Raw genomic sequence first — 25,774 nt, forward strand, 5'->3', positions numbered from 1 at the left:
AACATTACGAACGGCTTTTTCCGATGTAATAGTTAAGATATCTTTTTATGGGGAAGGATCGAGAAAATGCGTTTGTTTCCAATTGCGAAATGCAGGCCTGGCATGAAGCTGGCCAAAAAAATATTTTCGCAAGAGGGCCTAGTCCTTCTTGGCGAAAACATAGAGCTGACTGAAAGACTAATTTCCCGCTTGGAGCAGTGTGGAATACAATATGTTTATATAGCCGATCCGAAAACGGAAGATATTGTACCGCCCTCCTTAATCAGCGAGGAAACGATGCAACACGCACTTAAAGAAATTCGAACGAATTTCCGCGAGATGATGGATCGTCCAAAGCGTAAGAAAGGTGTTACTTATCCTTATATAGCGCAGCCGTTAAAACAAATAATGAATATGATTATCGATGATCTTTCCAGTCATAAGGATGCGATGATCATGCTGATGGATATGAGCTCCGTTGACCACTATTTGTTCCAGCATTCCTTGAATGTATGCGTGTATACAACACTTCTGGGCATGTCGAACGGTTATACGAAGGATGAGCTTACGACACTCGGCATGGGGGCGCTGCTGCATGATATTGGCAAGACTCAAATTTCGATCGATGTGCTGAGGAAGCCGGGCTCGCTCTCGAAAGAGGAATTCGAGGCTATGAAGCAGCATGCCAGATTAGGCTATGAGCTGCTTAAGGATGAGCCTAACCTGCCGCTGCTTGTAGCCCACTGCGCGTTCCAGCATCACGAGCGCATAGACGGAAGCGGTTATCCGCGAGGTATCAAGGGGAATGAGATTCACGATTATGCCAAATGGATCGGGCTAGTCGATTCGTACGATGCCATGACGACTAATCGTATCTATAGCGCACCGATGCTGCCGCATCATGCGATCGAGCGGCTGTATGCTGGGACTGGAACGCTTTATGAGCAGCAAATGGTTCAACTGTTTCGCGACAAGGTCGCCATTTATCCAATCGGAATAACGGTTAAGCTGCAGACGGGAGAATCAGGAGTCGTAGCAGATTTAAACCACTCCTATCCGCATCGGCCGATTATCCGCGTCTTGTATAATGAAGCGGGCGAGGAAATGAAATTGCCTTATGAGATTGACTTGTCGAAGCAGCTTACGATGATGATCGTCAGTGTGAATGATGATTTAAGCGAAGTACAGCATGCCGCGGGTATTTAAAGACTTAAGAGTTAGGAGCCGCCGAGGCTCCTTTTTGCTTCTTTTTTCACCGTTTTATTTGCTTCCTATGCGGTCGCGCATTACAATAAATATAGAATGTTTCATTCCAGATCATAAGTCAGGTGCTGAAAAAAATGAACACGATAGATTTGCAGCAAGCAAGAAAACCATTATCCGTACTTTCGCCAACGAATGATCCATGGGATCCCATTCGTTCGCTGCAGCAATATGGAAGACATCGATTGACTAGCGTAGAAATGACCGTATCTAACCTGTGCAATATGCGATGTGAGCATTGCGCCGTTGGAGACACACTAGTATTATCCGAACCCGCCAAGCTGCCGCTTAAGCAGATGCTGGACCGACTGGACGAAGTGGAGCATCTTGAAACGATCAGCATAACAGGCGGGGAGCCCTCATTCTCCGACCGAACGGTCCGTGATTACATGGTGCCGTTGCTTCAATATGCCCGCAGCAGGGGAATCCGCTCCCAAATCAATTCAAATGTGACTCTGCCGTATAGTCGATATGAGCAGCTTGCTCCTTATCTAGACGTCATGCATATTTCGTTCAACTATACTTCCGCAGAGGATTTTCACCAAATCGGATTTGCGAGAGCAGGACATCAGGTTTCACTTGAAACCGCAACAAAGCTTTATGAGAGAATGATCGAGAATGCGCGTCGGCTAAGTGAGACTGGCGTACTTGTTTCTGCAGAATCGATGATTAATTACAGAACGTATGACAAAATAGACGAGATTCATCGGCTGATCGTTGAAATGGGATGTCAGCGGCATGAGGTTCATCCTATGTACCCAAGCTCCTTTGCCAAGGATTTGCCGGTCCTTTCGCGAGAGCAGATGCTGGAAGCGATTGAAAGACTGCTGAAGGCAAGAGACAAATCAGTCTGGATGTTATTCGGAACACTGCCATTCTATCAATGCAGTGATAACCTATCTGAGCGGAAGCTGCTTAGAAGATTAGCGAATGAGCCGAATGTGACGGTACGCAACGATCCTGACGGGCGGAACCGTCTTAATGTCAATTTGTTTACGGGCGACGTTTTTGTTACCGACTTTTCGGATGTGCCTGCTTTTGGCAGCATATATTCTTCCAAGCTTGAGGAGCTCTTTGATAAGTGGCTGGACCATTCTCTTGCTCAGAGTGTGAATTGCCATTGCCCAGCGGCAGCATGCTGCGGACCGAATCTGCTTGTAAAGGATATGTACTATAAGGATGTTAATTTCCATGAGCAAAGCGCTGTGATGGATTAGCTTTCAGAATGCAGGTTCTGCAGGCTTAACCGCGTAATAAGGAGCATATAAAAGTAAAGAGAGGAGGAGAAGCTGTTGTCGATCAAGACAATCGTGTTTATTGCTGTAGGATTACTGCTGCTCTATTTGTTTTTTACGGTTGGTGCACCGTTTTTGCTGGCGCTTGTCGTAGCTATTTTTCTCGAGCCGGTCAATCAGCTGTTTATGAAGAAATTCCGAATGAATAGGCTGCTCGCTGCCACGATATCCAGCAGTCTATTTACGATCATCCTTATTGGTCTAATTGCGCTGCTAGGTGTTAAGGTTGTTGCGGAGTTAATTGCCTTCTTTAAGAAGGTGCCTAATTATTTTGAAAATGCCAATAGCATGGTAGACGATTTGATGCTTCAAGCACAATCGCTTTATCAAAACTTCCCGCCGGATACGATTGAAACACTGGAAAATTGGTTGATGGGGCTTACAAGCACATTAACGAAAATGGTCGGCACCTTATCGAATACCGTGATAGCTTTCGCTTCAAGCATTCCGGGAATGTTTATCTTTTTCATCGTCTTTTTGGTGGCGGTGTATATGATGAGCTTTAGCTTGAATACGATGAAGGCGACTGTACTTTCTTTATTCGATGATAAATCGCAGCCGCAGGTAAATGCATTATTAAATAATCTAAAGAAGTCAATTTTTGGCTTCCTGCGTTCTCAGTTTATTTTGAGCGCTCTTACATACATTATTTCGTTAATCGGCCTTCTGGTCCTTAACGTCAAGTATCCGCTGGCCATTGCGCTGCTTATCATCGTCGTTGATATTATGCCGATCCTTGGAACGGGCTCCGTGCTTGTGCCATGGGGGAGCTATTTAATCATTACGGGTAATTTGTATATGGGAGTAGGGCTTATCGTGCTCTTTCTCGTCATTACGGTATTCCGCCGTATTGTTGAGCCGAAAATTCTTGGCGATTCCGTTGGCATCGGTTCATTGTCCGCGCTGATAAGCTTATATGTCGGCTTTAAGCTAGTCGGCGTTATCGGAGTATTTATCGGACCGCTGGTCGTCATCATTTATATGGCGGCGCGTAAAGCAGGCTTATTTCAAATGAAATTCAAGCTCTAGACGGATGGCGGGGTGCCGTAACAAAGCCATAATAAGATGCGTATGATACTGCAAAAAAGCAGGTCATTAGGAGGCATCTAATTAAATGGCACCTATAAAAGTGGCGATTGTCACCCCAGGCTCTTTCCCGATCCCATCGCCTGGAAGCAGCTCCGTAGAGCGGGTGGTAGAGAAATTTGCTCCGCTGCTGAAGCCTTATGCCGAACCGCGGATCTTTGGAAGATTAAGTAAGCGGTTGCCCCGCAAGGGACAGTTTAAAGGCGTTGTATGCGAGCGGTTTGCAGCCGGCAGTAAGCAGCGATATATTCATGAAGTAGGACGCGCTGTGCGGCGATTTTCTCCTCAGGTCATCGATGTCGAGAACCGCCCTCAATTTGTCCTAACGATGAAGCGAATGAACCCAGGCAAACTCGTCTGGCTTTATTTGCATTCATCCACCTTCATCTCATCTCCCTATATTTCATCTTCCCTCTTGCATAAGTGCTTGCAGGCCGCAGATAAAATCATCGTCAACAGCGAGTTTCTCCGGCGGATCGTCGTATCCAAAGCACCCGAAGTCGCATCAAAGGTGTGTGTCGTATATCCAGGTGTGGACACGTTCCGATTCCCTTCGCAATTCTCGGGCGAGGGGTCTGCCAAAAGAGAAAGCCTGAGAAAGAAACGCGGACTGAGCGGTAAAAAGGTCGTGCTGTTTATGGGAAGGCTTATTCCGCTAAAAGGCGTACACCATCTCCTCAACATCGTGCCGCAGCTGGCAAAAAAAAATCCTGATCTCGTTGTCGTTATTGTGGGCAGCCCGTTTTACGGCTCGCACCGTAAAACGGGCTATGCGCGCATGCTTGAACGCATGGGTCGTAAATGCCCGGGCCATGTTCGTTTTGTTCCCTATGTTCCTTATACGAAGGTGCCAAGCTGGATGCTGGTTGCCGACGTAGTGGTTGTTCCCTCCGGAGCCCGCGAGGCATTCGGGCTTGTGAACGTCGAGGCAATGTCATGCGGCGTTCCCGTTATTGCAACGCGTGCCGGAGGAATGAAAGAAATTATTCGAAACGGGGAAACCGGGTATTTGGTAAATCAATCCAATATCGAGCGTGAGCTGAAAGAAAGGCTCCATGAGCTGCTTGGTGATAAGCAGCTTCGTCAGAAGCTGGGCCGCCTTAGCCGTGAGAGGGTAGAGCAAACATTCACATGGAGGCATACGGCTGATCGGTGGGTAAAGCTTTTAAATGAAAGCAACCTGTAGCTGGGTGTATTTATAGGCTTTCGGGAAATTGAGGGTTGACACATTTCTTAACAAAACGTTATAGTCAAACAAGGAAATCCACTAGGGGCGCCGTCATGGCTGAGATAAAGCGAAACGCTTTGGTCCCTTTGAACCTGATCTGGGTTATGCCAGCGTAGGAAAGTGGGATTGTGCGTTTAAGCAACAGCGCGTGAATGCTCTGCGGAAATCAGCTGCTTCGTCAGCTCGATTATCTATGATTAGCAGAGCTGATCTGTCCAAGGGTTCCTTGGCTAGGTTACACTCGCATGACGACACACTTCGACCGCTCCTTTCGCTGGAGCGGTTTTTTTTGTTGGGCAGACTGCGGGGCTTCTCCAAGGAGGGGCTGCAAAGTAGCTTAACCCGCTCCAGCGATTGCAGCTCATGCAGCCAGTGGCTGCGTGTAAAGCAGCGGTGCTTTAAACTTTCTTATATGCTTGTGTATGCCTCCAGGAGAAATTCTAAATTATCAACTTGGGAGGTTTTTTTAATGTCAATTATTACTACTCCGCTTCCGGGCAGCCGCAAGGTCTATGTGACTGGCTCCAAGGAAAGCATTCGTGTTCCGATGAGAGAAATCGCGCTTGAGGCAAGCTCGGGAAGAAATGGCGAAGAGCTGCCAAATGAGCCAATTAGGGTTTATGACGCGAGCGGCCCCTATACCGAAGATGGCCATGAGGCCGACGTACGGCGCGGCTTGCCTGCCTTCCGCAACGAATGGATTCAGGAGCGCGGCGATGTAGAAGCTTATGAAGGCCGTGAAATAAAGCCAGAGGATAACGGCTTTATATCGGAGGATAAAGTGAGGGAGCGGGGAGCAGAATTGTTCCCGGGCCTGTCACGAAAGCCGCTGCGGGCAAAAGCCGGGCAAAACGTGACGCAGCTACATTATGCGCGTAAGGGGATTATTACTTCGGAAATGGAATATATCGCTATACGCGAAGGGATGAGCGCGGAATTCGTCCGCAGTGAAATTGCAGTCGGGCGAGCGATCATTCCGACTAACATCAACCATCCAGAGAGTGAGCCGATGATTATCGGGCGGAACTTTCATGTCAAAATAAATGCGAATATCGGCAACTCAGCCGTTGCATCCTCCATCGAAGAGGAAGTAGAGAAGATGACATGGGCCACCCGCTGGGGCGCTGATACCATCATGGATTTGTCCACGGGAAAAAATATTCATACGACCAGAGAATGGATTGTCCGCAACTCGCCGGTTCCGGTAGGGACCGTGCCGATCTATCAAGCGCTGGAGAAAGTAAACGGCAAAGCAGAGGATCTTTGCTGGGAAGTCTTCCGCGATACGCTTATCGAGCAAGCCGAGCAGGGCGTTGATTATTTTACGATACATGCGGGCGTGCTTCTGCGTTACATACCGCTTACGGCTAAGCGCGTGACAGGAATCGTATCGCGAGGCGGATCGATTATGGCCGCTTGGTGTTTGGCTCACCATAAAGAAAATTTCCTATATACGCATTTTGAAGATATCTGTGAAATTATGAAGGCGTACGACGTTTCGTTCTCGCTTGGCGACGGACTGAGACCGGGGTCGATTGCCGATGCCAATGATGCTGCGCAGTTTGCCGAGCTCGATACGCTGGGTGAGCTGACAAAAATCGCTTGGAAGCATGATATACAGGTCATGATCGAAGGCCCGGGGCATGTGCCGATGCATCTTATTAAAGAAAATATGGACCGCCAGCTTGAGGTTTGTGACGAAGCTCCCTTCTATACGCTAGGCCCGCTTACAACGGACATTGCTCCAGGCTATGATCATATTACTTCGGCGATCGGCGCCGCGATGATCGGATGGTTCGGTACAGCGATGCTTTGCTACGTAACGCCCAAAGAGCATCTGGGTCTTCCGAACAAGGAGGATGTGAAGGAAGGCGTGATTACGTATAAAATCGCTGCCCATGCGGCAGACCTCGCGAAAGGTCATCCGAGGGCGAAACTGCGCGATGATGCGTTGTCCAAGGCGCGATTCGAATTCCGGTGGCGCGATCAGTTCCATCTGTCGCTTGATCCAGAGCGTGCAATGGCTTATCACGATGAGACGCTTCCTGCGGATGCTGCGAAATCAGCCCATTTCTGCTCCATGTGCGGGCCAAAGTTTTGCAGCATGCGCATCACACAGGATATCAGGGAGTATGCGGCGCAGAACGGAATGGAAACGACAGAGGCAATTGAGGCGGGTATGAAGGAAAAATCGGATGCATTCAAGGCTTCAGGGAGTATGATTTATGGCTGATATCGCCGAGTTCCCCATGACGGATCGATATTCCAGGCAAACGAGATTTGCTCCGATCGGAGAGGCGGGCCAGCGAAAGCTGGCTGCTGCCACGGTGCTCATCGTTGGGGTCGGCGCGCTCGGCGCATCGCTGGCACAGCATATGGTGCGGGCAGGCGTAGGCGAGGTCAGACTGGTCGATCGGGACTTTGTCGAGCCCAGTAACTTGCAGCGGCAGATGCTGTTTGATGAGGCGGATGCGATTGCTGTTCTGCCGAAGGCAGCCGCAGCCGCCAATAAGCTGAGGAAAATCAACAGCAGCATAAACGTAGCAGCTACCGTTGCGGATGTTAATGCATCGAATATCGAAATGCTGGCGAGAGACGTAAGTCTCGTGCTTGACGGAACAGACAATGCAGCGACTAGGCTGCTGCTTAGCGATATATGCTTCAAACAAGGCATTCCGTTTGTTTACGGCGGGGTAGCAGGCGCACAAGGCATGCAGGCTGCGCTTATACCCGGGAACACCACCTGTATGCGCTGCTTGATCGGCTCCGAGGATTCAGGGAGCGAGGGAGACACTTGCGATACGGTTGGCGTGCTTGCGCCAGCTGTTGAATTCATTGCCTCCCTGCAAGCAGGCGAAGCCATTAAATGGCTTTCCGGCAATCAAGCAGCGATTCGCGGAACATGGTTAAGCGTTGACTTATGGAAGTTTAAGCTAAGAGAATCGGAGCTGCCTGCAGGAAACGCTGATTGTTCGCATTGCGGCCAGGGACATGAAATGCGAGTGGACCGGACAGCGGCAGAAGCGGCTCCGTATCGGGAAGAATCAATGGTCTCAACCGTATTATGCGGGAGAGATACGGTGCAGGTCACATTAGGCATGCCGCTTCTTCTTGGCGATTTGGAGGAATCGTTAGGCGGGCGTGGCTGCCGGCTTACCGTGAATCGCTACTTAATAAAAGCGGAGCTTCCAAGCGGTGAGCTGCTCATTCTTTTCCCGGATGGGCGTGTGCTCGTGCAAGGAACGGCGGATGCTGAGAATGCAATTAAGCTTTGCAAAACGTATGTATTGCAGGGCTGAATAATGATTTTGATGAAAGAGAGGTGCCTGAGAGGATGAGTAGACCGTCATGGCAGGATTTTCGGCTGTATGCGATCACAGCGGAATCCAACCACCCTGGAAAATCGGTCGTGGAAGTGATGGAGCAAGCCTTGCTTGGAGGCGCCCAGATTTTGCAGCTTCGCAATAAGACAGGCAAGAGGGAAGAGGTGCTGGAGCAGGCAAAGGCGCTGCGCGAGTTGACTAGGAAATTTCATGTGCCATTCATTATCAATGATTACCCGGATATTGTCCTTGAGGTTGATGCGGATGGCGTTCATTTAGGGCAAGACGATATGCCGATCAGCGAAGCAAGAGCTATGCTCGGACCTGACCGCATTATTGGCATATCCACGCATAATTTGCAGCAGGCGCTGGCTGCTGAACAAGATGGCGCGGACTACATCGGCGTAGGACCGGTGTTTCCGACCGACACCAAGCCAGGCCGTGCCGCCGTCACGACAAGCTATGTAAAGGAAGCAGCCCGCCATATTTCGATTCCTTTCGTCGCAATCGGCGGCATTACGCTTGACAATGTTGATACCGTGCTTTCAGCGGGTGCCGAGCGAATTTGTGCGGTTTCGGCGATTGTCGGCCATGCAGAACCGGCGAGCATATGCCGTGCATTCCTGGAGAGGATTGAAGCTGCCGAACGCGGGTCTGCCATTGAAAAGAAGATGATTAAAATCAATGGCCGTGAGGAATTGACGGGTGCCAAGACTGTTGAGGAGCTGGTAATACAGCTTGGACAACAGAATAAGAGGCTTGTCGTTGAGCTTAACGGCGTAATCATACAGCGCGCGTTATGGTCACAAACGGAGCTGCTTGAAGATGCGTCTATCGAGCTGGTTCATTTTGTCGGAGGGGGCTGAGAGGGTTGAAAGATTGGATAAGCGAGGATTCGCTAGTTATTGGCGGGCATAAGCTGCAATCGCGTTTTTTGTTCGGGACGGGGCGGTTTCCAAGCCCGGCGGTGCTGCAAGAATCGCTTGAAGCATCGGGCTCGGAGGTCATAACGTTCGCGGTGAGAAGGGTTAATCTCGAAAGCGTGGAAGACGATTCTGTGCTGCAGCATTTTGAAGACAGATCCATTATTTATTTACCGAATACCTCGGGAGCCAGAACGGCTGAGGAAGCCGTAAGAATCGCGCATCTGGCACGGGAAGCAGGTCTTGGCAATTGGATCAAGGTTGAGATCAGCGGCGATCACCGTACGCTGCTGCCTGAACCCATAGAAACGCTGCGCGCAACGGAGCAGCTCGCCAAAGAAGGTTTCATAGTGCTTCCATATACATCGGACGATCCGATGCTTTGCAGGAGGCTTGAGGAAGCGGGAGCTTCTGCGATCATGCCAGGCGGATCACCGATCGGATCGGGTCTCGGCTTGCTGAATCCGTATAATTTAGGTCTTATTACAGAGCAGGCGGGTGTTCCCGTTATTATTGATGCCGGCATTGGGTCGGCCAAAGATGCTGCCGAAGCGATGGAGCTGGGCGCGGACGGCATATTAGCGAATACGCCAATCGCAAAAGCGCAGGATCCGGTCATGATGGCCCGCGCATTCCGTTTAGCTATTGAAGCGGGACGCCTTGCGAAGCTGGCAGGCCGTATTCCGAAGAAGCGCTACGCATCGGCAAGCAGTGATTGGGCCGGCTCTTTGTTTGAAGCAGCGGCTGGCAGCGGAGGGGAGCAGTAATGCCTCAATCGGTAATCGTGCTCGGAGGCGGCATTATCGGCTTGTCCTGCGCCTTCGAAGCGGCACGTAGAGGAATGCTTGTAACGCTTATTGAGCCAAACGGTTTGGGCGGGCAAGCATCCGGAGCAGCTGCCGGCATGCTTGCCCCCTATTCAGAAAATACGGAGCAGCCGGATGATTTCTTTCATCTTTGCTTAAGCAGTCTCCGATGTTATCCGGAGTGGATTGAAGCCGTCGAGGAGTGCTCGGGCATGTCGGCGGAGTGGGTCCAAAGCGGCAGCGTGAATGTGTTTATGCATGAAGCGGATGTTCTTCCCATTCAGTCTAGGCTGGATTGGCAAAATGAATGGGGGGCCGAGGCTCAGCTTGTCGATGCGGCCCAGCTTCGGAAGCTGGAGCCGATGATCGCGCATTCGGCGGTTGCCGGCGTATTCACGCCAAATGAGAGCCACGTGTACGCCCCTAAGCTTGTAGCATCGCTTGAAGCAGCCTGCCGAAATCTAGGCGTTCGCATACTTGAGCATGCCGGTCAAATAGAGGATGTGTCAGTGCATCAGAGCGGCGGGGTTTCGGTACGCGCCCAAGCTTTAAAGAGTCTCGTACATGCGGATCGGCTGGTTATATGCGCGGGAGCCTGGTCGGGCGCCTATGAGAGATGGTTCGGGCTATCGATTCCGATCCACCCGATTCGCGGCCAAATTTGCTCTTTTGAGCATCAGGCTGCCGAAGTTCGCCATATGGTGTTTTCAAGTCAAGCCTATTGGGTTGGCAAAAATAATGCACGCCTCGTTTGCGGCGCATCCGAGGATGTTGCAGGCTTCGAGACAAGCGTGACGGAGCGGGGAATCGGCCGCCTCATTCGCAGCAGCAATCGGTTATTCCCATTTCTCGAGGGAAAGTCAACCGCACATCGCTGGGCAGGGCTGCGTCCCGCAACAAAAGACGGACAGCCTCTTCTCGGGCAAATCGCCGGCATGCCTTCCGTTATTATGGCATCGGGACATTATCGCAACGGCATTTTATTAAGTCCAATTACGGCTCTGCTTACCGCAGATATCTTGGAGGGGAAAGAGGTTAAGCCATCCATTAGCCGATTCGCTCCAAATCGTTTTACGACCGCGGGTAATCGGATGAAGGCTCACGCCATGAAATAGAATGAAGCCATTTCGTCACGAAATGGCTTCATTCTTGCATTGAAAATTCATATAAAATCTGCTATATTGAAAACGAGAATCGTTATCAATGAAGTGGATTTTTTTTTTTATGCCATAAGAATCTTACCCTTGTAATGCCGTGCGGCAGCTGCGATTAGCCCGTTTATTTTCATCCAAAGTATACATATAGAAGGGTAGTTAGATGATGTCTTCTCCATTAAATGCGAAAGCGCTGGCGGGCTCCAAGCTGCGCACACGGCCATTGATGGCCACGATTATTTTGTTTGGCGGGATCGCAGCGCTTTTATTGTCCCTCGCGCTATCTATCTCGGTAGGTGCAGCGGATATAAGTCTCGCTACCGTATGGGAAGGCGTATTCCATTTCGACGCTGATAATATTCAGCATCAGATTATCAAAGAGCTTCGAATGCCGCGTGCGCTGGCGGCTGCCTTGGTTGGCGCGGCATTTGCAGTAGCCGGTTCGATCATGCAGGGTATGACCCGGAATCCGCTCGCGGATTCAAGCTTGCTCGGCATTAATGCAGGCGCAGGTTTTATGCTGGCACTTTGTTTTGCGTTTTTTCCGTCCATTTCTTATATGGGACTCATGTTTGTATGTTTTGCCGGTGCTGCTGTTTCCATGGGACTGGTTTACGGAATCGGATCAATGGCCAAAGGCGGATTAACGCCAGTCCGGCTAACGTTAGCCGGTGCTGCTGTCGGAGCGCTGCTGCTGGCGCTTACGGAGGGCATAGCTCTCTATTACAAAATCGGTCAGGATTTGGCTTTCTGGTATGCAGGCGGCGTTGCAGGAACAAAATGGGAGCAAATTCAAATTGTGTCGCCCTGGGTCATCGGCGGTTTGCTTGGCGCCATTGCATTATCTCGTTCAATCACACTGCTTAGCTTAGGAGAAGACGTAGCGGCAGGTCTTGGCCAGCGAACGGGGCTGGTAAAGGCGGCAGGCGTCATTATCGTTCTGCTTCTCGCAGGCACGGCTGTATCTGCTGTGGGCTCCATTGGGTTTGTTGGTTTGATCATTCCTCATATCTCACGTTTTCTAGTCGGCGTCGACTATAGATGGATCATTCCGTCCTCGGCTGTTCTCGGCAGCCTGCTGATGGTTCTTGCAGATATTGGCGGGCGAATTATTAATCCGCCGCAGGAAGTAGCGATTGGCATTATTATCGCGGTTCTCGGCGTTCCTTACTTCCTCTATCTCGTAACAAGAATGAAGGGGGAGTAACCGTGGATAATTTATTCATTACAGCGACAGAGCTGCGCAGAAGAAAACGTGCGGTTACTGTGATGACCGTGCTAAGCGCGTTAATTGTAGCGTCATTCATCGTAAGCATGAATACAGGCCATATTCGTTTAGCGCCAATCGATGTGATCAAAACGTTGTTCGGTGCAGGTACAGCCAAGCAAGAGCTTATCCTGTTTGATTTTCGCTTACCGCGAATCGTTATTTCGATCCTGATCGGAGCAGGTTTTGCCGTGTCGGGCTGCATTATTCAAGGTTTGTCCCGCAATCCGCTTTCTGATCCGGGACTGCTTGGGATTAACGCCGGGGCAGGTCTAGCCGTCATTCTGTTTATTTCTTTTTATCCTACTACGGAAAAGGGATCGATTTTCTTAATGCCTTTTCTGGCATTGATCGGTGCCTCTCTGACGGCGCTGCTTATCTTTGTCTTATCCTATAAGCGGCACCGCGGATTACTGCCTACTCGGATGATACTTGTCGGTATTGCGGTAGCGGCGGGGATTAGCGCAGCGATGCAAATATTGATTTTGCGCCTTACCCCGGAAAAATACCAGTATTTTGCCGTATGGATGGCAGGCAGCATATGGGGAACGAACTGGAAATACGTACTGGCTCTGCTGCCATGGTTAATCATTATTTTACCGTTTGCTCAATATAAGGCGAAATCATTGAATGCATTAAATCTTGGCGATCAAATGGCTGTCGGCCTGGGCGCTGAGGTGAACAAAGAGCGGGCATGGCTGCTTGCGGCAGCCGTGGGGCTGGCAGGCTCCTGCGTCGCAGTCGGCGGCGGCATTGGGTTCGTGGGACTAATTGCGCCGCATTTGGCAAGAAGGTTAGTCGGTCCGCAGCATCAGGTGTTAATTCCGGCATCGGCTTTCGTAGGAGCTTTGCTCGTCATCGTAGCGGATACGCTCGCACGTTGGGCGTTTCAGCCTAATGAGATTCCGACCGGTATCGTCGTCGCTGTCATCGGCGCACCTTATTTCTTATATTTGTTATCCAGATCCAAATAAACAGCTTTTTTAAAACCGCGGAGAGCAGTATGCTTCCGCGGTTTTTGTCTGAAGTAGAGCCGGATAGCCTTTTTCGTCACCTCTCCTTGTAGCGTGCCTATGGGTACCTGCATATATTACCTATGACATTTCAGGTGGAAGAAGGAGAGGACTATGAAAAATAACAGAAAAGGGAAAAGCCCGAAAGGGCGAAAGCCGCTTTTTTATGTTGATAATCCGAATACTTCCGAGTTAAAGTGGCTGGATCAGTCTAAAACGAAGAAAGTTGCTTCGCCTAATCCGGCAGTAGAGCGAACGGTCTATGCCATAGATGAGGAAGAAGCCACGATTACAATTCATGCGGCAAGCGCTACCTTGGATATGGAGAGCGCCGAAGCAGAAGTTTCGGACGATGTGCAGCCTGACATACTCGAGATTGATGAGTCTGAAATCACTGAGATTTATGAAATAGTGGATGATGAGCAAATGAGCCAGGAAGAGAAGATGGCGAAGCTGGAGGAAAAGAAATACCCGGAAGGGCCTACTCCGTTTATTTATACGGATGATTTGGTCGACTACGCCGTTACCACCGAGAAGATTGCAGCAGGCGCAATCGAAAGCAGCAAGCTCGGAGCTGGCAGCGTCCAATCGGAAGTCATTGCAGATTACGCCGTAAAAAATATCCATATCGAGGACGGCGCCGTTACATCCGCTAAAATCGCGCCGGAATCGGTAACGGGATTCCATTTGACGGATCACTCGATTTCCGGAGATAAAATTTTGGATCACTCGATCAGCGGCAGCAAGCTGCAGGACGGAAGCATTTCGTCAGAGAAGTTGGCAAATCGTACGATCAGCTCACACAAAATAGCCGATGGTTCGATCGAAGCCAGACATTTAAAATCGCTCATTATTACCTCAGAGCTGCTTGAAGACCAATCAATTACGTCGGACAAAATACAAAGCGGCGCGATTCGTGCAGAAAATTTGTCTAATGACATCATTAACAATTCCAAACTGGGCGATGCTGCCGTTACAAGCTCAAAGCTGCGCGACGAGGCGGTTACGGGCGAGAAGATTGCGCCCGCGTCGATTGACGCCATTCATTTGAAACCAGGCTTAATGCTTGCCGATCATGTTGCGCCAGGCGCCATTAAGGGTAAACATTTAGCGCAGGGGGAAATTTGCGCCAATCATTTGGCCGAGGGATCAGTAGGTGCCAGAGAGCTGCGGACGGATGCCGTCAAAGCCAAGCACTTAGCCTCAGGGTCGGTAGCTGGGGCACATCTTCAAGCGGGAGCCGTTCAGAACAGTCACATCGGTGCGGAACAAATCAACAGCAGTAAACTCGCAGACCATTCCGTTACATCCGCAAAGCTAGCCGATCAATCGGTATCGACGATCAAAATCGTCGACCATGCCATTACTTTATCAAAGCTGTCAGACCAAAGCGTCAACGGGCAAAAACTGTCTAACGATGCGGTGCATAATCGTCATCTGGGACGTTTCAGCGTTACATCAGACAAAATTGCCGAAGCTCAAATCCTGCAATGGCATCTGGCAGCCGAATCGATATCGACGGAGCAGATTGCGCCGAATGCCATTATGAGAGAGCATGTGCAGGATGGCATTATTAACGAAGATAAGCTTGCGCTGCAGTCTGTTCGGAAGGAACATATCGCTAAGGCAGCTGTTGGCATGACGCAAATAGCCGATGAGTCCGTAACCAAGTCCAAGCTAACCGAAGGGGCAGTGACGTCATCCAGCTTGGCGAACGGCTCTGTAGAATCGAGACATGTGAAGGATGACAGCATTACGTTTCAGAAAATAGCTCCAGAAGCGTTAAGAGCATATCATTTTTCCGCAGGGGCCGTGACGGAAGAGTCCATTTCGCCGAAAGCAGTAAACGGGGAGCATCTTCAGCCAGGCCTTATAGACAATAGCCATCTGGCGGTTAATGCAATCGACACGGAAAATCTGCAGGACGGAGCAGTAACGAGCAGTAAACTGGCTTACGGCGCTGTGACGGAGAGTTATATCGGACCTGGAGTCGTATTTTCACATCATTTGGCCGATCATATCGTCAATTCACTCAAGCTGTCCCCGGAATCTGTAACTGCTGATAAGCTGGCTGATTTAAGTGTTTTAACCTCGAAGCTAGCGGATGGAAGCGTGATAAGCGAAAAAATCGCTCCGAACACGGTTCAATCTGACCATTTAGCGGATGAATCCGTAAAAGCTAAGCATATTGGACATGGTTCGATTGGTTCATCGCATTTGCAGAATCGTATCATTGGAACCAATCATCTAATTGCGCAATCGATTGGAACAGATGCGCTGCAGGATGGCGTCATAAACGCAGAGAAGTTATCAACTGGTTCTGTCCAGTCAAAGCAAATCGCAGATGAAGCCGTGAAGAGCCGTCATTTGGCTAATGCTTCGGTGCTTGGTATTCATTTAAGTGAAAATAGTGTGCATAGTGCCCATATTGCAGAAGAATCGATTACCCAGGAGAAGCTTTCTGCTGACAGCGTAGGAAAAAAACAGCTGCAAATCGGCTCTGTCGGAGCTGCAGCATTGCAGCAAGGTGCTGTTAGCACAGAGCACATAGCAGACGGTACAATTACGACCGATAAACTGACGGAACTGTCAATCAGCTCGAAGCATATACAGCCTGGGGCTGTGAAGGCGGCGAATTTGGATGCGGAGAGCGTAAGCGAATCGGCCATTCAGGCCGGAGCGGTAACTGGGGAGAAGATTGATTTCGGGGCGGTGTCGGCAGAGCACGTGCAGCTGGAATCGTTAGCGGGTAAGCATTTTAAGGCCGATACGATTCAGGGGTATCACATTCGCAAGGGGACGATTACGCTTGGTCATCTTGCAGACGAAGTGCTTGCTTTCGAGAAAATATCGGATGATACGATTCCCGGCAGCAAAGTTAGGCAGGGCTCGGTTAGCCAAAAGCAATTGGCAGAAAACAGCGTAGGAACGGTTCAGCTCGTTTCAGGTGCTGTCACACGTGAGAAGTTGTTCACGGCTGCGGTTGGCAGTGAGCAAATCGAAACGGGTGCAGTCCGGACAGAACAGCTGGCTGTTGGCAGCGTCACGAAGGTGAAGCTGGAGCTCAGGAGCGTAGGAGCAGACCAGCTGGAAGATTGCGGTGTAACGACTGAAAAGCTGGCAATCGGCAGCGTACGCACAGAGCAGCTCTCGGCAGGCAGTGTAACGAAGGAGAAGCTGGCGCTCGAAAGCGTAGGGGCAGAACAATTGGAAGCCGGCAGCGTAACAATGGAGAAGCTGGCTCACAGAAGCGTAGGTGAGGAACAGCTTACGTCAGGCAGCGTAACGAAGGAGAAGCTTGCGCTCGAAAGCGTAGGAGCAGAACAACTGGAAGCCGGCAGCGTAACAATGGAGAAGCTGGCTCTCAGAAGCGTAGGTGAGGAACAGCTTTCTGCAGGCAGCGTAACGACCGAGAAGTTAGCGCTTAGAAGCGTAGGCGAGGAGCAGCTGTCCGCAAGAAGCGTTACGGAAGAGAAGCTGGCGCCCGGAAGCGTGATTGAAGAGATACTGGCGCTCGGAAGCGTAAGTACGGAGAAGCTGTTAGCAGGCAGCGTAACGACGGAAAAGCTGGCGTTTGAAAGCGTAGGCTCGGATCAGCTTGCTCCAAGCAGCGTAACGACGGAGAAACTTGCAAATGGCTGCATAAGCGAGGAAAAGCTGGCAGCAGGAAGCGTAAGTCAAGAGAAGTTAGGGCTCGGAAGCGTTGGAAATGAGCAGTTGTCAGACGGCAGCGTAACTTCGGAAAAGCTGGCATTAGGTAGTATAAAAGCAGAGCAACTGTCGACGGGCAGTGTGACTTCAGAGAAGTTGGCGCATGGAAGCGTAGGTGATGAACAGCTTTCGACAGGCAGCGTAACGAAGGATAAACTGGCATTTGGAAGCGTAGGCGAGGAGCAACTGTCAGTCGGCAGTGTAACGACAGAGAAATTGGCGCTTGGAAGCGTCGGAATGGAGCAGCTCTCACAAGGCAGTGTAACGACGGAGAAGCTGGCACTGAGAAGCGTGAAAGCCGAGCAATTGGATCATGGAAGCGTGGGTACGGAGCAGCTGTCGGCCGGTAGCGTAACAACGGAGAAGCTGGCGCAGGGAAGCATTGGATCGAGGCAGCTTTTGGCAGGGAGTGTAACCTCCGATAAGCTAACCTTCGGAAGCGTTGGAACGAAGCAATTGTCGGCCGGCAGCGTAACGAAGGAAAAACTGGCATTTGGAAGCGTTGGAACGAAGCAACTCTCGGCGGGCAGTGTAACGACGGAAAATCTTGCGATTGGAAGTGTAGGAGAAGAGCAATTGTCGGAGGGCAGCGTAACGACAGAGAAGCTGGCATTCGGAAGCGTGGGATCAAAACAACTCTTGGCGGGCAGTGTAACGACGGAAAAGCTGGCGCAGGGAAGCGTAGGTGAAGAGCAGCTGTCGGCCGGCAGCGTAACTTCGGAAAAGCTGGCGCATGGAAGTGTAGGTGAAGAGCAGCTGTCGGCAGGCAGCGTAACGACGGAAAAGCTGGCACTTGGAAGCGTAAGAGAAGAGCAGCTGTTGGCAGGAAGCGTAACAACGGATAAGCTGGCGATTGGAAGCGTAAGAGAGGAACAGTTGTCGGCAGGAAGCGTAACGACAGAAAAGCTTGCGCTTGGTAGCGTAGGAGAAGAGCAGTTGTCGGAGGGCAGCGTAACGACAGAGAAGCTGGCGCAGGGAAGCGTAAGAGAAGAGCAGCTGTCGGCAGGAAGCGTAACGACGGAAAAGCTGGCGATAGGAAGCGTAAGAGAAGAGCAGCTGTCGGCAGGAAGCGTAACGACGGAAAAGCTGGCGATAGGAAGCGTAAGAGAAGAGCAGCTATCGGCAGGAAGCGTAACGACGGAAAAGCTGGCGCTTGGAAGCGTAAGAGAAGAGCTGTTGTCAGCAGGAAGCGTAACGACGGAAAAACTGGCGCTTGGTAGCATAGGGGAAGAGCAGCTGTCGGCCGGCAGCGTAACGACGGAAAAGCTGGCGATAGGAAGTGTAAGAGAAGAGCAGCTGTCGGCAGGAAGCGTAACGACAGAAAAGCTGGCGCTTGGTAGCGTAGGAGAAGAGCAGCTGTCGGCAGGAAGCGTAACGACAGAAAAGCTGGCGATAGGAAGCGTAAGAGAAGAGCAGTTGTCGGCAGGAAGCGTAACGACGGAAAAGCTGGCGATAGGAAGCGTAAGAGAAGAGCAGCTGTCGGCAGGAAGCGTAACGACGGAAAAGCTGGCGCAGGGAAGCGTAAGAGAAGAGCAGTTGTGGGCAGGCAGCGTAACGACAGAAAAGCTGGCGCTTGGTAGCGTAGGAGAAGAGCAGCTATCGGCAGGAAGCGTAACGACAGAAAAGCTGGCGCTTGGAAGCGTAGGGGAAGAGCAGCTGTCGGCAGGAAGCGTAACGACGGAAAAGCTGGCGCTTGGAAGCGTAGGGGAAGAGCAGCTTTCTGAGGGCAGCGTAACGATGGAAAAGCTGGCGCTTGGGAGCGTAGGGACAGAGCAATTGTCCGTGGGCAGCGTGACTGCATCGAAGCTGGAACATGGAAGTGTAGGAACAGAGCATTTGTATGAGGGCAGCGTAACGAAGGAAAAGCTGGCGCTCGGGAGTGTAGGAACAGAGCAACTGACGGATGGCAGCGTAACGACAAAGAAGTTAGCGCATGAAAGTGTAAGTTCTGAGCAGTTGTCAGAGGGCAGCGTAACGACTGAGAAGCTGGCGCATGGAAGTGTAGGTTTGGAGCAGTTGTCAGACGGTAGCGTAACGAAGGAAAAGCTTGCGCTCGGAAGCGTAGGAACGGAACAGCTGACAGATGGCAGCGTAACGACGGAGAAGCTGGCGCATGGAAGTGTAGGTTCGGAGCAGTTGTCAGACGGCAGCGTAACGACGGTGAAGCTGGCGTATGGAAGCGTAGGAACGGAACAACTGTCAGACGGCAGCGTAACGACGATGAAGTTAGCGCATGGAAGTGTAGGTTCTGAGCAGCTGACGGATGGCAGCGTAACGACGATGAAGTTAGCGCATGGAAGTGTAAGTTCGGAGCAGTTGTCAGACGGCAGCGTAACAACGATGAAGTTAGCGCTTGGAAGTGTAAGTTCGGAGCAGTTGTCAGACGGCAGCGTAACGAAGGAAAAGCTGACGCTCGGAAGCGTAGGAACGGACCAGCTGAAAGATGGCAGCGTAACGAAGGAAAAGCTGGCGCTCGGAAGCGTAGGAACGGACCAGCTGACAGATGGCAGCGTAACGACGGAGAAGCTGGCGTATGGAAGCGTAGGAACAGAGCAACTGACGGATGGCAGCGTAACGACGGAGAAGATTGCGCTTGGAAGTGTGGGACACGAGCAGCTAGCTGCGGGCAGTGTGACAGCAGATAAGCTCGCACCAGGCCTGCTGCAAGAGTATATTTTTGACCAAGGAACAATCCTGCCATTGCAGCAAACGCCGATTGAGCTATCTAGATTAAGTTTTGCTCCTGTTATATCGACTTCAAGAAGCGGAGTCGCTAAGCAACAGTTCGGATTGTCGCCCTTTATCTTCACTTCTCAAGAAGAGCAGATCCAAGTCGTTATTTCGTTCGAAGAGCCTTTCACGGATGATCGTTACGTACTGACAGCGACGATTGATAATCCCGCTTGTTATGCAGTCATTCTATCCAAAACGGCCGAACAAGCAACAATTACCGTTATTCGTACGCGCATCAGTCATGATCCCAGTGGAGACATTAACTGGATTGCAATCGGCAGAGCATAGAAACAAAAAGAGGATTTTGTGCGCATAATGTGTCAGAATCCTCTTTTTTTAATGAGCAGATTTTTGGAGAAATCTCTTGTTTATATTCCTTTTTCTAGTGACACAACACAGTTAATAAATTAGGAAAAAATGCTAGTATATCGTTCGAAAACCTCCCTCTGTAATTTAACAAAAGTTCAGTGAATTACATATCAAAATAGCTAATCCGTTCCAAAGTGATTATTCACAACACAACAGTTCCTCTGATTCATGTTCTGAATTCAATATAATCCGTGTCTATTATTTAGTTTATATCAAATAGTCCCAATCCTCTCAGAAGGTCGTGATTATTTTGACGCTGACTTGACCATCGCTAGAATGATGGATCAACACGTCTATTTGTCGATCCAAAACTTCCAAAAAATGAGAGATAACAGGCTTTTTGTAAAACAACTTATTTTCTATCCTGCTCATGTTTCGTAAGCAATGACAAAATGGGCTTTTATTAATGGATATTTATCTATACCGACTATTGTCCCTCCTCATATAACTACTAAGGGAGGATGTTTCATGTATGAGCAGAACCAAACTGTAATCATCAGGGAAAATTAGTTTCAAGTGACTCTTTAGACCCGATAATTGATAATATGGACATTAATCCGTAAGGACTATTAAACGTACTAGGAGGCACGCCTTGCAGGTGAGAATCCATGTCGGGAATGCAGCAGGTCGATTGCAGGCATGAGTTCTTTTGGATGGTGGCTGAAAAAAATCCTCCACAAAAGGAAGGTATGTTGGACGGAACAAGGAATCCCTTTTCCATTTGCCTCGGCACATGCCGAGAGGCTAATGACATTTCAGGAGGAAGAAGGAGAAAATAATGGAAAAAAGCAGAAAAGGGAACAGCCCGAGAGGGCGGAAGCCGCTTTTTTATGTTGAAAATCCGAATACTTCCGAGTTAAAGATGCTGGATGATTTGAACAAAAGGAAACCAAGTGTGAAAAGCATGGCTGCCAAACGATCGATAAAAGCAGAACATCCGGATTTGCTTGAATTTGAAGATCTAGAGAATCTAGAGGATCTTGAGGACCCTCAGAATATGGTTCAAGATGTAATAGAGCCTACCTTGAATGAGAAGCTGGAAAGAGTTGATAAAAGGAAAAACCTGGATGCGCCAATTCCATTTATTTATACGGACGATTTGGCTGACTTAGCGGTTACCACAGACAAAATTGCTCCTGGTGCGATCGACAGCAGTAAGCTCAGAGCAGGAAGCGTTCAATCGGGCGCCATTGCCGATTATGCAGTTGAGAACATTCATATTGCGGATGGCGCCATTTACTCTTCTAAAATTGCGAATCAGACGATTACCGGGGACCATTTGACGAACAACGCGATATCCGGAGATAAAATTTTGGACCTCTCTATTAATGGAAGCAAGCTGCAGAATGGAAGCATTACTTCGGAGAAGCTCGCTGACCGCATGATTAGCGCACACAAAATAGCATTGGGCTCAATTGACTCCAAACATTTGAAGCCATTTGTGATTACAACGGAGCTGTTGGCCGAACAGTCGATTACATCAGAAAAAATAAAAATCGGTGAGATACGCCTGGAAAACTTAGCCAATGATGCCATTAACAGTTCGAAGCTCGCAGACGGTGCGGTTACGGAGTCGAAGCTGCGCGATGGAGCTGTTACAGGCGATAAGATTGCTAAGGAGGCATTAGATTCCATTCATTTGAAGCCGGGCTTACTGCTAGCCGAGCATGTTGCGCCAGGTACCATTCAGGGAAAGCATTTGACTTTAGGCGAAATCAATGCCGAGCACTTGGCGGAAGGGGCGGTAGGAACAAGGGAGCTGAAAGCGGGCGCAGTCGAATCGGAAAAATTAGCGATTAACTCGGTTTCTTCATCCCACCTGCAGGAAGAGGCAGTTCAAAGCGCACATCTCGGAAAAGGGCAAATCAACAGCGATCATCTCGTTGATCAATCGGTAACGTCGGCGAAGTTATCCGATCACTCGGTATCAACGAAGCACCTGTCGAAGAACGCCATTGAGAGCAATCATTTGCAAGACAGAATTATTAATAAAGATAAGCTTGCGACGCATGCGGTTCTTGAGGAGCATATTAGTTATGGTGCAATAGGGATGGCGCAGTTAGCCAATGAGTCGGTCACAAGCAGTAAGCTGGCGGGTGGTTCTGTGCTTGGTACCCACCTGAGCGAGAGTAGCATACGCGGCGCTCATTTGGTGGATAATTCAGTTACTTCGGAGAAGCTGTCGGAGGGCAGCGTAGGTGAAAAACAGCTGCAGAACGGCGTTGTTGGGGCTGCGGCACTGAAGCCGGAAGCTGTAGGGACGGAGCATTTAGCTGCAGGCGCGATTACATCCGACAAAATCGCTGAGCTGTCAATACGTGAGAATCAGTTGCAGGACGGTGCAGTAACTGGAGCGAAGCTTGTTCACGGTGCGGTAATTGGCGAGCATGTTCAACCGGATTCGTTAGCGGGCAAGCACTTGAAGGCAGAAACAATTGAAGGGCATCACATTCGTAAGGGGAATATTACGCTAGCGCATCTCTCAGGCGAAGTACTTGCGTTATTCGGCGTAGTTTTCAGCGGGGAGCGCAGCAAGGAACAAGCTCTCGCTCAGAAGAGTAAACGAAAAGCAGTTGTCGCCAGCAAACGTAACGAGGGAGCAGCTGGCGCTCAGAAGCGTAGGAGTAAGGCAGCTGCTGACAGGCAGCGAAAAAAGGGAAGATCTGGTGCTCGGAAGTAACGGTTCTATACACGCAGCAGTTATGATCCCAAAGAAGATATTAACTGGTTTGCAATCGGCATGACACAGAAAAAAGACGAGGATTTTGTGCGCGAAAAGCGTCAAAATCCTCTTTTTTCATGGAGCAGTTGGACATTGAACCTATGGTTTAATTTCGAGAACTACACGAATGCCCTTACGGTTAAGAAAACCCAACATACAATATAATGTTAAACTGTTCGATCATTTGACAGAAATGGTGTGATCGCCGATGAGACGAATTAAAAAGAAAGCCAACCGTCTTAAAATAAAAAGTGAATTGCAAACACATGCGAACAAACGTATAGCAGATTCCAACCGAGGTTTGGAAGAAGGCTATCAGCAAGGATTAGAAGCAGGTTTTAAAAGTTTTGATTCGTACTTTGATGGAACAAGTATTATTGTTACGAGCCATAACGAAGCAGAAAGAGTTAAGCGTTGTATCGAAAGTATCATCAATTATACAACCTTGAGCTACGAAATAATCGTTGTCGACAACAACTCAACCGATGGAATTGAGCACTATTTGAAGCAACTGAACGGAATGGTGAGATATCATATTTTATCGCATAATCATGGTTTTGCAGGAGCACTGAACAGAGGCTTAATGATGGCCAAAGGAACGACGATTTTACTGTTAAGCAACAATGTTGTCTGTACAGACAATTGGCTTCATAATATGCTTATTTGCTTACAAAGTAATCCTAGCATTGGCATTGTAGGAGCGGTGTCGAATGGTATGAATGGCGACCAACGGATTGACCAAGGTTACAGCTGTATGGAAAAGATGCAGGAATTTGCGACATTGAACAATATAAGTGATCCTTCTAGTTGGAGCACTTCAGAGAGATTGTCCTTCCAATGCTTGTTGTTTAGCCGAGATCTGTTAGAGAAGGTCGGGTTTTTGGATGAAGGTTGCATAGAAAGACCATACGTTGAGGAAGATTATTGCATCAGAGTAAGGAATCTAGGACTTACATTGGTTTATGCAGGTGATGCTTTCGTTCATCTGACTTCTGACGATGAGAAGATCCCGGGCAATGAAGAAGCGGAAAAGAAAAAAGGTTTGCTCTATTTCACTGATAAATGGAATAAACCGAATGAAGTTTTGAATTCCCTGGCACATAACAGTGGGATAAACCGGACAGACGCCCGGCAATCAGCAGAATGGCATGAACGGAGGCTTGGCGAAACTGCATTTTACCCGCAAGCGATTGCAGTGAAAGGATTAACTGAAACTATTTTCTGGATTGAGGATGGTGTCCGAAGAGCCATTGAAGGGATATGGGATGGACCTGTCATTCAGTTGTCTCAAATTGATTTAAGGCGATGGACATTCGGGCCAGCCTTGATTGAAGACGAAGTTCAGCATAAATTGGATCTTGTCCAAGGGCGCGGGCAGCATACCGAACTGCATGGTTCTATTTGCGTTAAAGCGGATGGTGGTATGTATTATATGGAAAAAGGCATGAAACGAGCAATCGTTAGTCCATTAGCTGCTGAAGCATGGTTCATGAATAGTCGCTCGCAGATTAGCTTATTAGAATCAGAGCTTCTAGACGTTCCCGATGGATTGCCTATAATTGGACCGATCAAGCTTCGGCAAGCCTTGTAATTTCGTTTTTCGTTAGGAGGCAAAATCAATGGCAATAAGTAAGAAAAAGTCTCTTCAGCGCAGAAAGCCAGCACAAAGAAAGCGCCTTTCTCAAAAGAATAATGAACGCGTACAAATTGGTCAGGTTTTTGACAATAGTTATAATACAGGGTTTGCAAAAGGCTTTGAGGAAGGACATCAATTGGCTTATGAGCAGCAGCCGTAAGAGCCGGTATGGAAACAGCCTTATATCCGTAATTGTTTCGCTTAAGTAAGTTGAAACGAAAGGATATAGGGCTGTTTGGTATGCCTACAGCGACCAGCGAATAATGATTCCGGATTGCGTTAAGCCGCCGCCAAATCCGTAAAGCAGCATGATCTGATCATGTTTTATTGTACCTGCTTTGACCGCTTCATCTATGGCGAGCGGTATCGAAGCAGCGGAAGTGTTACCGAAGAGTTTGATGCTGGATAACGTTTGATCAAGCGAGAATCCCGTTCTTTCGCAAAGGGCTTCAATAATACGCATATTCGCGCTATGCGGAATGAACCAATTAATATCCGCTGCCGAGAGCCTGCTTCTTTCCATCAGCTGTTTTACCCCTTCTGCTACATGGCTGACTGCCCAACGGTACACTTCCCGGCCATTTTGCACGATCATTCCGTTCGTATGAATAGCATGATCTCCGATGGCAGAAGCTAAGCTGCTGCGGTATAGCTGATGCCCGCGCGAGCCATCTGTTTTTGAATACATAGACAACACATTGCCGCGGTCGTCATCCGAAGATTCCATAAGGAATGCCCCGGCTCCGTCTCCAAATAATATACATGTAGTACGGTCAGAATAATCGGTAATTTTGGATAATGTCTCGGCTCCAACCACCAGTATCTTGCGATATGCACCGGAAACCAATAAACCGTTAGCAAGTTGTATGGCAGCCGTAAATCCGGCGCATGCGGCTTGTAAGTCAACTGCTCCGCAGTTTTCTATGCCCAAATGAGATTGAACCTGCGAAGCTACACTTGGAAACACGGCATCGGGAGTAGAGGTGGCAACGATAATATAATCGATGTCGGTTACGGTAATATTGTAGCGTTCAATCATGTTATGGACAGCTTCGAAACAAAGGTGGCTCGTGAATTGATGCACAGCCGCTATATGACGTTCCTTAATGCCGGTTCGCTGCACGATCCATTCATCATTCGTATCAACCAGCTTCTCTAAGTCGGCATTCGTTAAAATCCGTTCTGGTACATATGAGCCAATAGCGGTAATTACGGCATTCGAGCGAATATCGGATCGATTTATATCGTTCATCCTCAGTGCCTCCC

At 49.3% G+C, this 25,774-nt stretch carries 16 protein-coding genes and 1 riboswitch; of the genes, 15 read left to right on the top strand and 1 reads right to left on the bottom strand.

Annotated elements, in window-relative coordinates; translation table 11 throughout:
* Window positions 1–66 precede the first annotated feature (66 nt).
* From RCO25_RS14705 to RCO25_RS14775, 15 genes are all read left to right on the top strand, one after another.
* On the top strand, window positions 67–1,185 hold the full coding sequence (locus RCO25_RS14705) for an HD-GYP domain-containing protein (protein WP_308996894.1): 1,119 nt from the start codon (window positions 67–69) through the stop codon (window positions 1,183–1,185).
* A gap of 134 nt (window positions 1,186–1,319) precedes the next feature.
* Window positions 1,320–2,459 carry a radical SAM/CxCxxxxC motif protein YfkAB gene (gene yfkAB, locus RCO25_RS14710; protein WP_308996895.1) on the top strand — a complete coding sequence of 380 codons (1,140 nt, stop codon included), beginning with the start codon at window positions 1,320–1,322 and terminating at the stop codon, window positions 2,457–2,459.
* Between the two features lie 75 nt (window positions 2,460–2,534).
* The gene (gene ytvI, locus RCO25_RS14715) at window positions 2,535–3,566 is read left to right on the top strand and encodes a sporulation integral membrane protein YtvI (protein WP_308996896.1); all 1,032 of its coding nucleotides are present in this window, start codon (window positions 2,535–2,537) and stop codon (window positions 3,564–3,566) included.
* An 85-nt stretch (window positions 3,567–3,651) separates the two neighbouring features.
* A complete protein-coding gene (locus RCO25_RS14720) occupies window positions 3,652–4,809 on the top strand; it encodes a glycosyltransferase family 4 protein (protein WP_308996897.1) in 1,158 nt (385 codons plus the stop codon).
* A gap of 73 nt (window positions 4,810–4,882) precedes the next feature.
* Window positions 4,883–4,987, top strand: a riboswitch (TPP riboswitch).
* 333 nt (window positions 4,988–5,320) lie between these two features.
* Window positions 5,321–7,084: a phosphomethylpyrimidine synthase ThiC gene (gene thiC, locus RCO25_RS14725; protein ID WP_308996898.1), complete on the top strand. Its 1,764-nt coding sequence runs from the start codon at window positions 5,321–5,323 to the stop codon at window positions 7,082–7,084.
* Complete coding sequence (locus RCO25_RS14730; protein WP_308996899.1) at window positions 7,077–8,150, top strand: ThiF family adenylyltransferase; 1,074 nt, start codon at window positions 7,077–7,079, stop codon at window positions 8,148–8,150. The genes thiC and RCO25_RS14730 overlap by 8 nt, the downstream gene beginning before the upstream one ends.
* 35 nt (window positions 8,151–8,185) lie before the next feature.
* Entirely contained in the window at window positions 8,186–9,040 is an 855-nt protein-coding gene (gene thiE / locus RCO25_RS14735) for a thiamine phosphate synthase (RefSeq protein ID WP_308996900.1), read from the top strand.
* 5 nt (window positions 9,041–9,045) lie between these two features.
* Window positions 9,046–9,864, top strand: a complete 819-nt coding sequence (locus RCO25_RS14740) for a thiazole synthase (protein ID WP_308996901.1) — start codon at window positions 9,046–9,048, stop codon at window positions 9,862–9,864.
* Window positions 9,864–11,018, top strand: a complete 1,155-nt coding sequence (gene thiO, locus RCO25_RS14745) for a glycine oxidase ThiO (protein ID WP_308996902.1) — start codon at window positions 9,864–9,866, stop codon at window positions 11,016–11,018. The genes RCO25_RS14740 and thiO overlap by 1 nt, the downstream gene beginning before the upstream one ends.
* Window positions 11,019–11,223: 205 nt before the next feature.
* Window positions 11,224–12,264: a FecCD family ABC transporter permease gene (locus RCO25_RS14750; protein WP_308996977.1), complete on the top strand. Its 1,041-nt coding sequence runs from the start codon at window positions 11,224–11,226 to the stop codon at window positions 12,262–12,264.
* A 62-nt stretch (window positions 12,265–12,326) separates the two neighbouring features.
* Window positions 12,327–13,298 (top strand): FecCD family ABC transporter permease, encoded by a 972-nt coding sequence (locus tag RCO25_RS14755; RefSeq protein ID WP_374992116.1) that lies wholly within the window; start codon window positions 12,327–12,329, stop codon window positions 13,296–13,298.
* Between the two features lie 153 nt (window positions 13,299–13,451).
* On the top strand, window positions 13,452–20,069 hold the full coding sequence (locus RCO25_RS14760; protein ID WP_308996904.1) for a WIAG-tail domain: 6,618 nt from the start codon (window positions 13,452–13,454) through the stop codon (window positions 20,067–20,069).
* Between the two features lie 859 nt (window positions 20,070–20,928).
* Window positions 20,929–22,830: a hypothetical protein gene (locus RCO25_RS14765; protein WP_308996905.1), complete on the top strand. Its 1,902-nt coding sequence runs from the start codon at window positions 20,929–20,931 to the stop codon at window positions 22,828–22,830.
* 250 nt (window positions 22,831–23,080) lie between these two features.
* Entirely contained in the window at window positions 23,081–24,463 is a 1,383-nt protein-coding gene (locus RCO25_RS14770) for a glycosyltransferase family 2 protein (protein ID WP_308996906.1), read from the top strand.
* Between the two features lie 28 nt (window positions 24,464–24,491).
* Entirely contained in the window at window positions 24,492–24,668 is a 177-nt protein-coding gene (locus RCO25_RS14775; RefSeq protein WP_308996907.1) for a hypothetical protein, read from the top strand.
* Between the two features lie 84 nt (window positions 24,669–24,752).
* Here RCO25_RS14775 and RCO25_RS14780 read toward each other — a convergent pair whose 3' ends face one another.
* A complete protein-coding gene (locus RCO25_RS14780) occupies window positions 24,753–25,760 on the bottom strand; it encodes a ketoacyl-ACP synthase III (protein ID WP_308996908.1) in 1,008 nt (335 codons plus the stop codon).
* Window positions 25,761–25,774 lie beyond the last annotated feature (14 nt).

Origin of the sequence: Paenibacillus sp. LHD-38 (assembly GCF_031157315.1) — a bacterium.
Lineage (GTDB): Bacteria > Bacillota > Bacilli > Paenibacillales > Paenibacillaceae > Pristimantibacillus.

Excerpts from the sequence above, each read along its gene's own strand:
- RCO25_RS14705 (WP_308996894.1), top strand. The coding sequence starts at position 67 with ATGCGTTTGTTTCCAATTGCGAAATGCAGGCCTGGCATGAAGCTGGCC.
- yfkAB (WP_308996895.1), top strand. The coding sequence starts at position 1,320 with ATGAACACGATAGATTTGCAGCAAGCAAGAAAACCATTATCCGTACTT.
- RCO25_RS14720 (WP_308996897.1), top strand. The coding sequence starts at position 3,652 with ATGGCACCTATAAAAGTGGCGATTGTCACCCCAGGCTCTTTCCCGATC.
- thiC (WP_308996898.1), top strand. The coding sequence starts at position 5,321 with ATGTCAATTATTACTACTCCGCTTCCGGGCAGCCGCAAGGTCTATGTG.
- RCO25_RS14730 (WP_308996899.1), top strand. The coding sequence starts at position 7,077 with ATGGCTGATATCGCCGAGTTCCCCATGACGGATCGATATTCCAGGCAA.
- thiE (WP_308996900.1), top strand. The coding sequence starts at position 8,186 with ATGAGTAGACCGTCATGGCAGGATTTTCGGCTGTATGCGATCACAGCG.
- thiO (WP_308996902.1), top strand. The coding sequence starts at position 9,864 with ATGCCTCAATCGGTAATCGTGCTCGGAGGCGGCATTATCGGCTTGTCC.
- RCO25_RS14750 (WP_308996977.1), top strand. The coding sequence starts at position 11,224 with ATGTCTTCTCCATTAAATGCGAAAGCGCTGGCGGGCTCCAAGCTGCGC.
- RCO25_RS14755 (WP_374992116.1), top strand. The coding sequence starts at position 12,327 with ATGACCGTGCTAAGCGCGTTAATTGTAGCGTCATTCATCGTAAGCATG.
- RCO25_RS14760 (WP_308996904.1), top strand. The coding sequence starts at position 13,452 with ATGAAAAATAACAGAAAAGGGAAAAGCCCGAAAGGGCGAAAGCCGCTT.
- RCO25_RS14765 (WP_308996905.1), top strand. The coding sequence starts at position 20,929 with ATGGAAAAAAGCAGAAAAGGGAACAGCCCGAGAGGGCGGAAGCCGCTT.
- RCO25_RS14770 (WP_308996906.1), top strand. The coding sequence starts at position 23,081 with ATGAGACGAATTAAAAAGAAAGCCAACCGTCTTAAAATAAAAAGTGAA.
- RCO25_RS14775 (WP_308996907.1), top strand. The coding sequence starts at position 24,492 with ATGGCAATAAGTAAGAAAAAGTCTCTTCAGCGCAGAAAGCCAGCACAA.
- RCO25_RS14780 (WP_308996908.1), bottom strand. The coding sequence starts at position 25,760 with ATGAACGATATAAATCGATCCGATATTCGCTCGAATGCCGTAATTACC.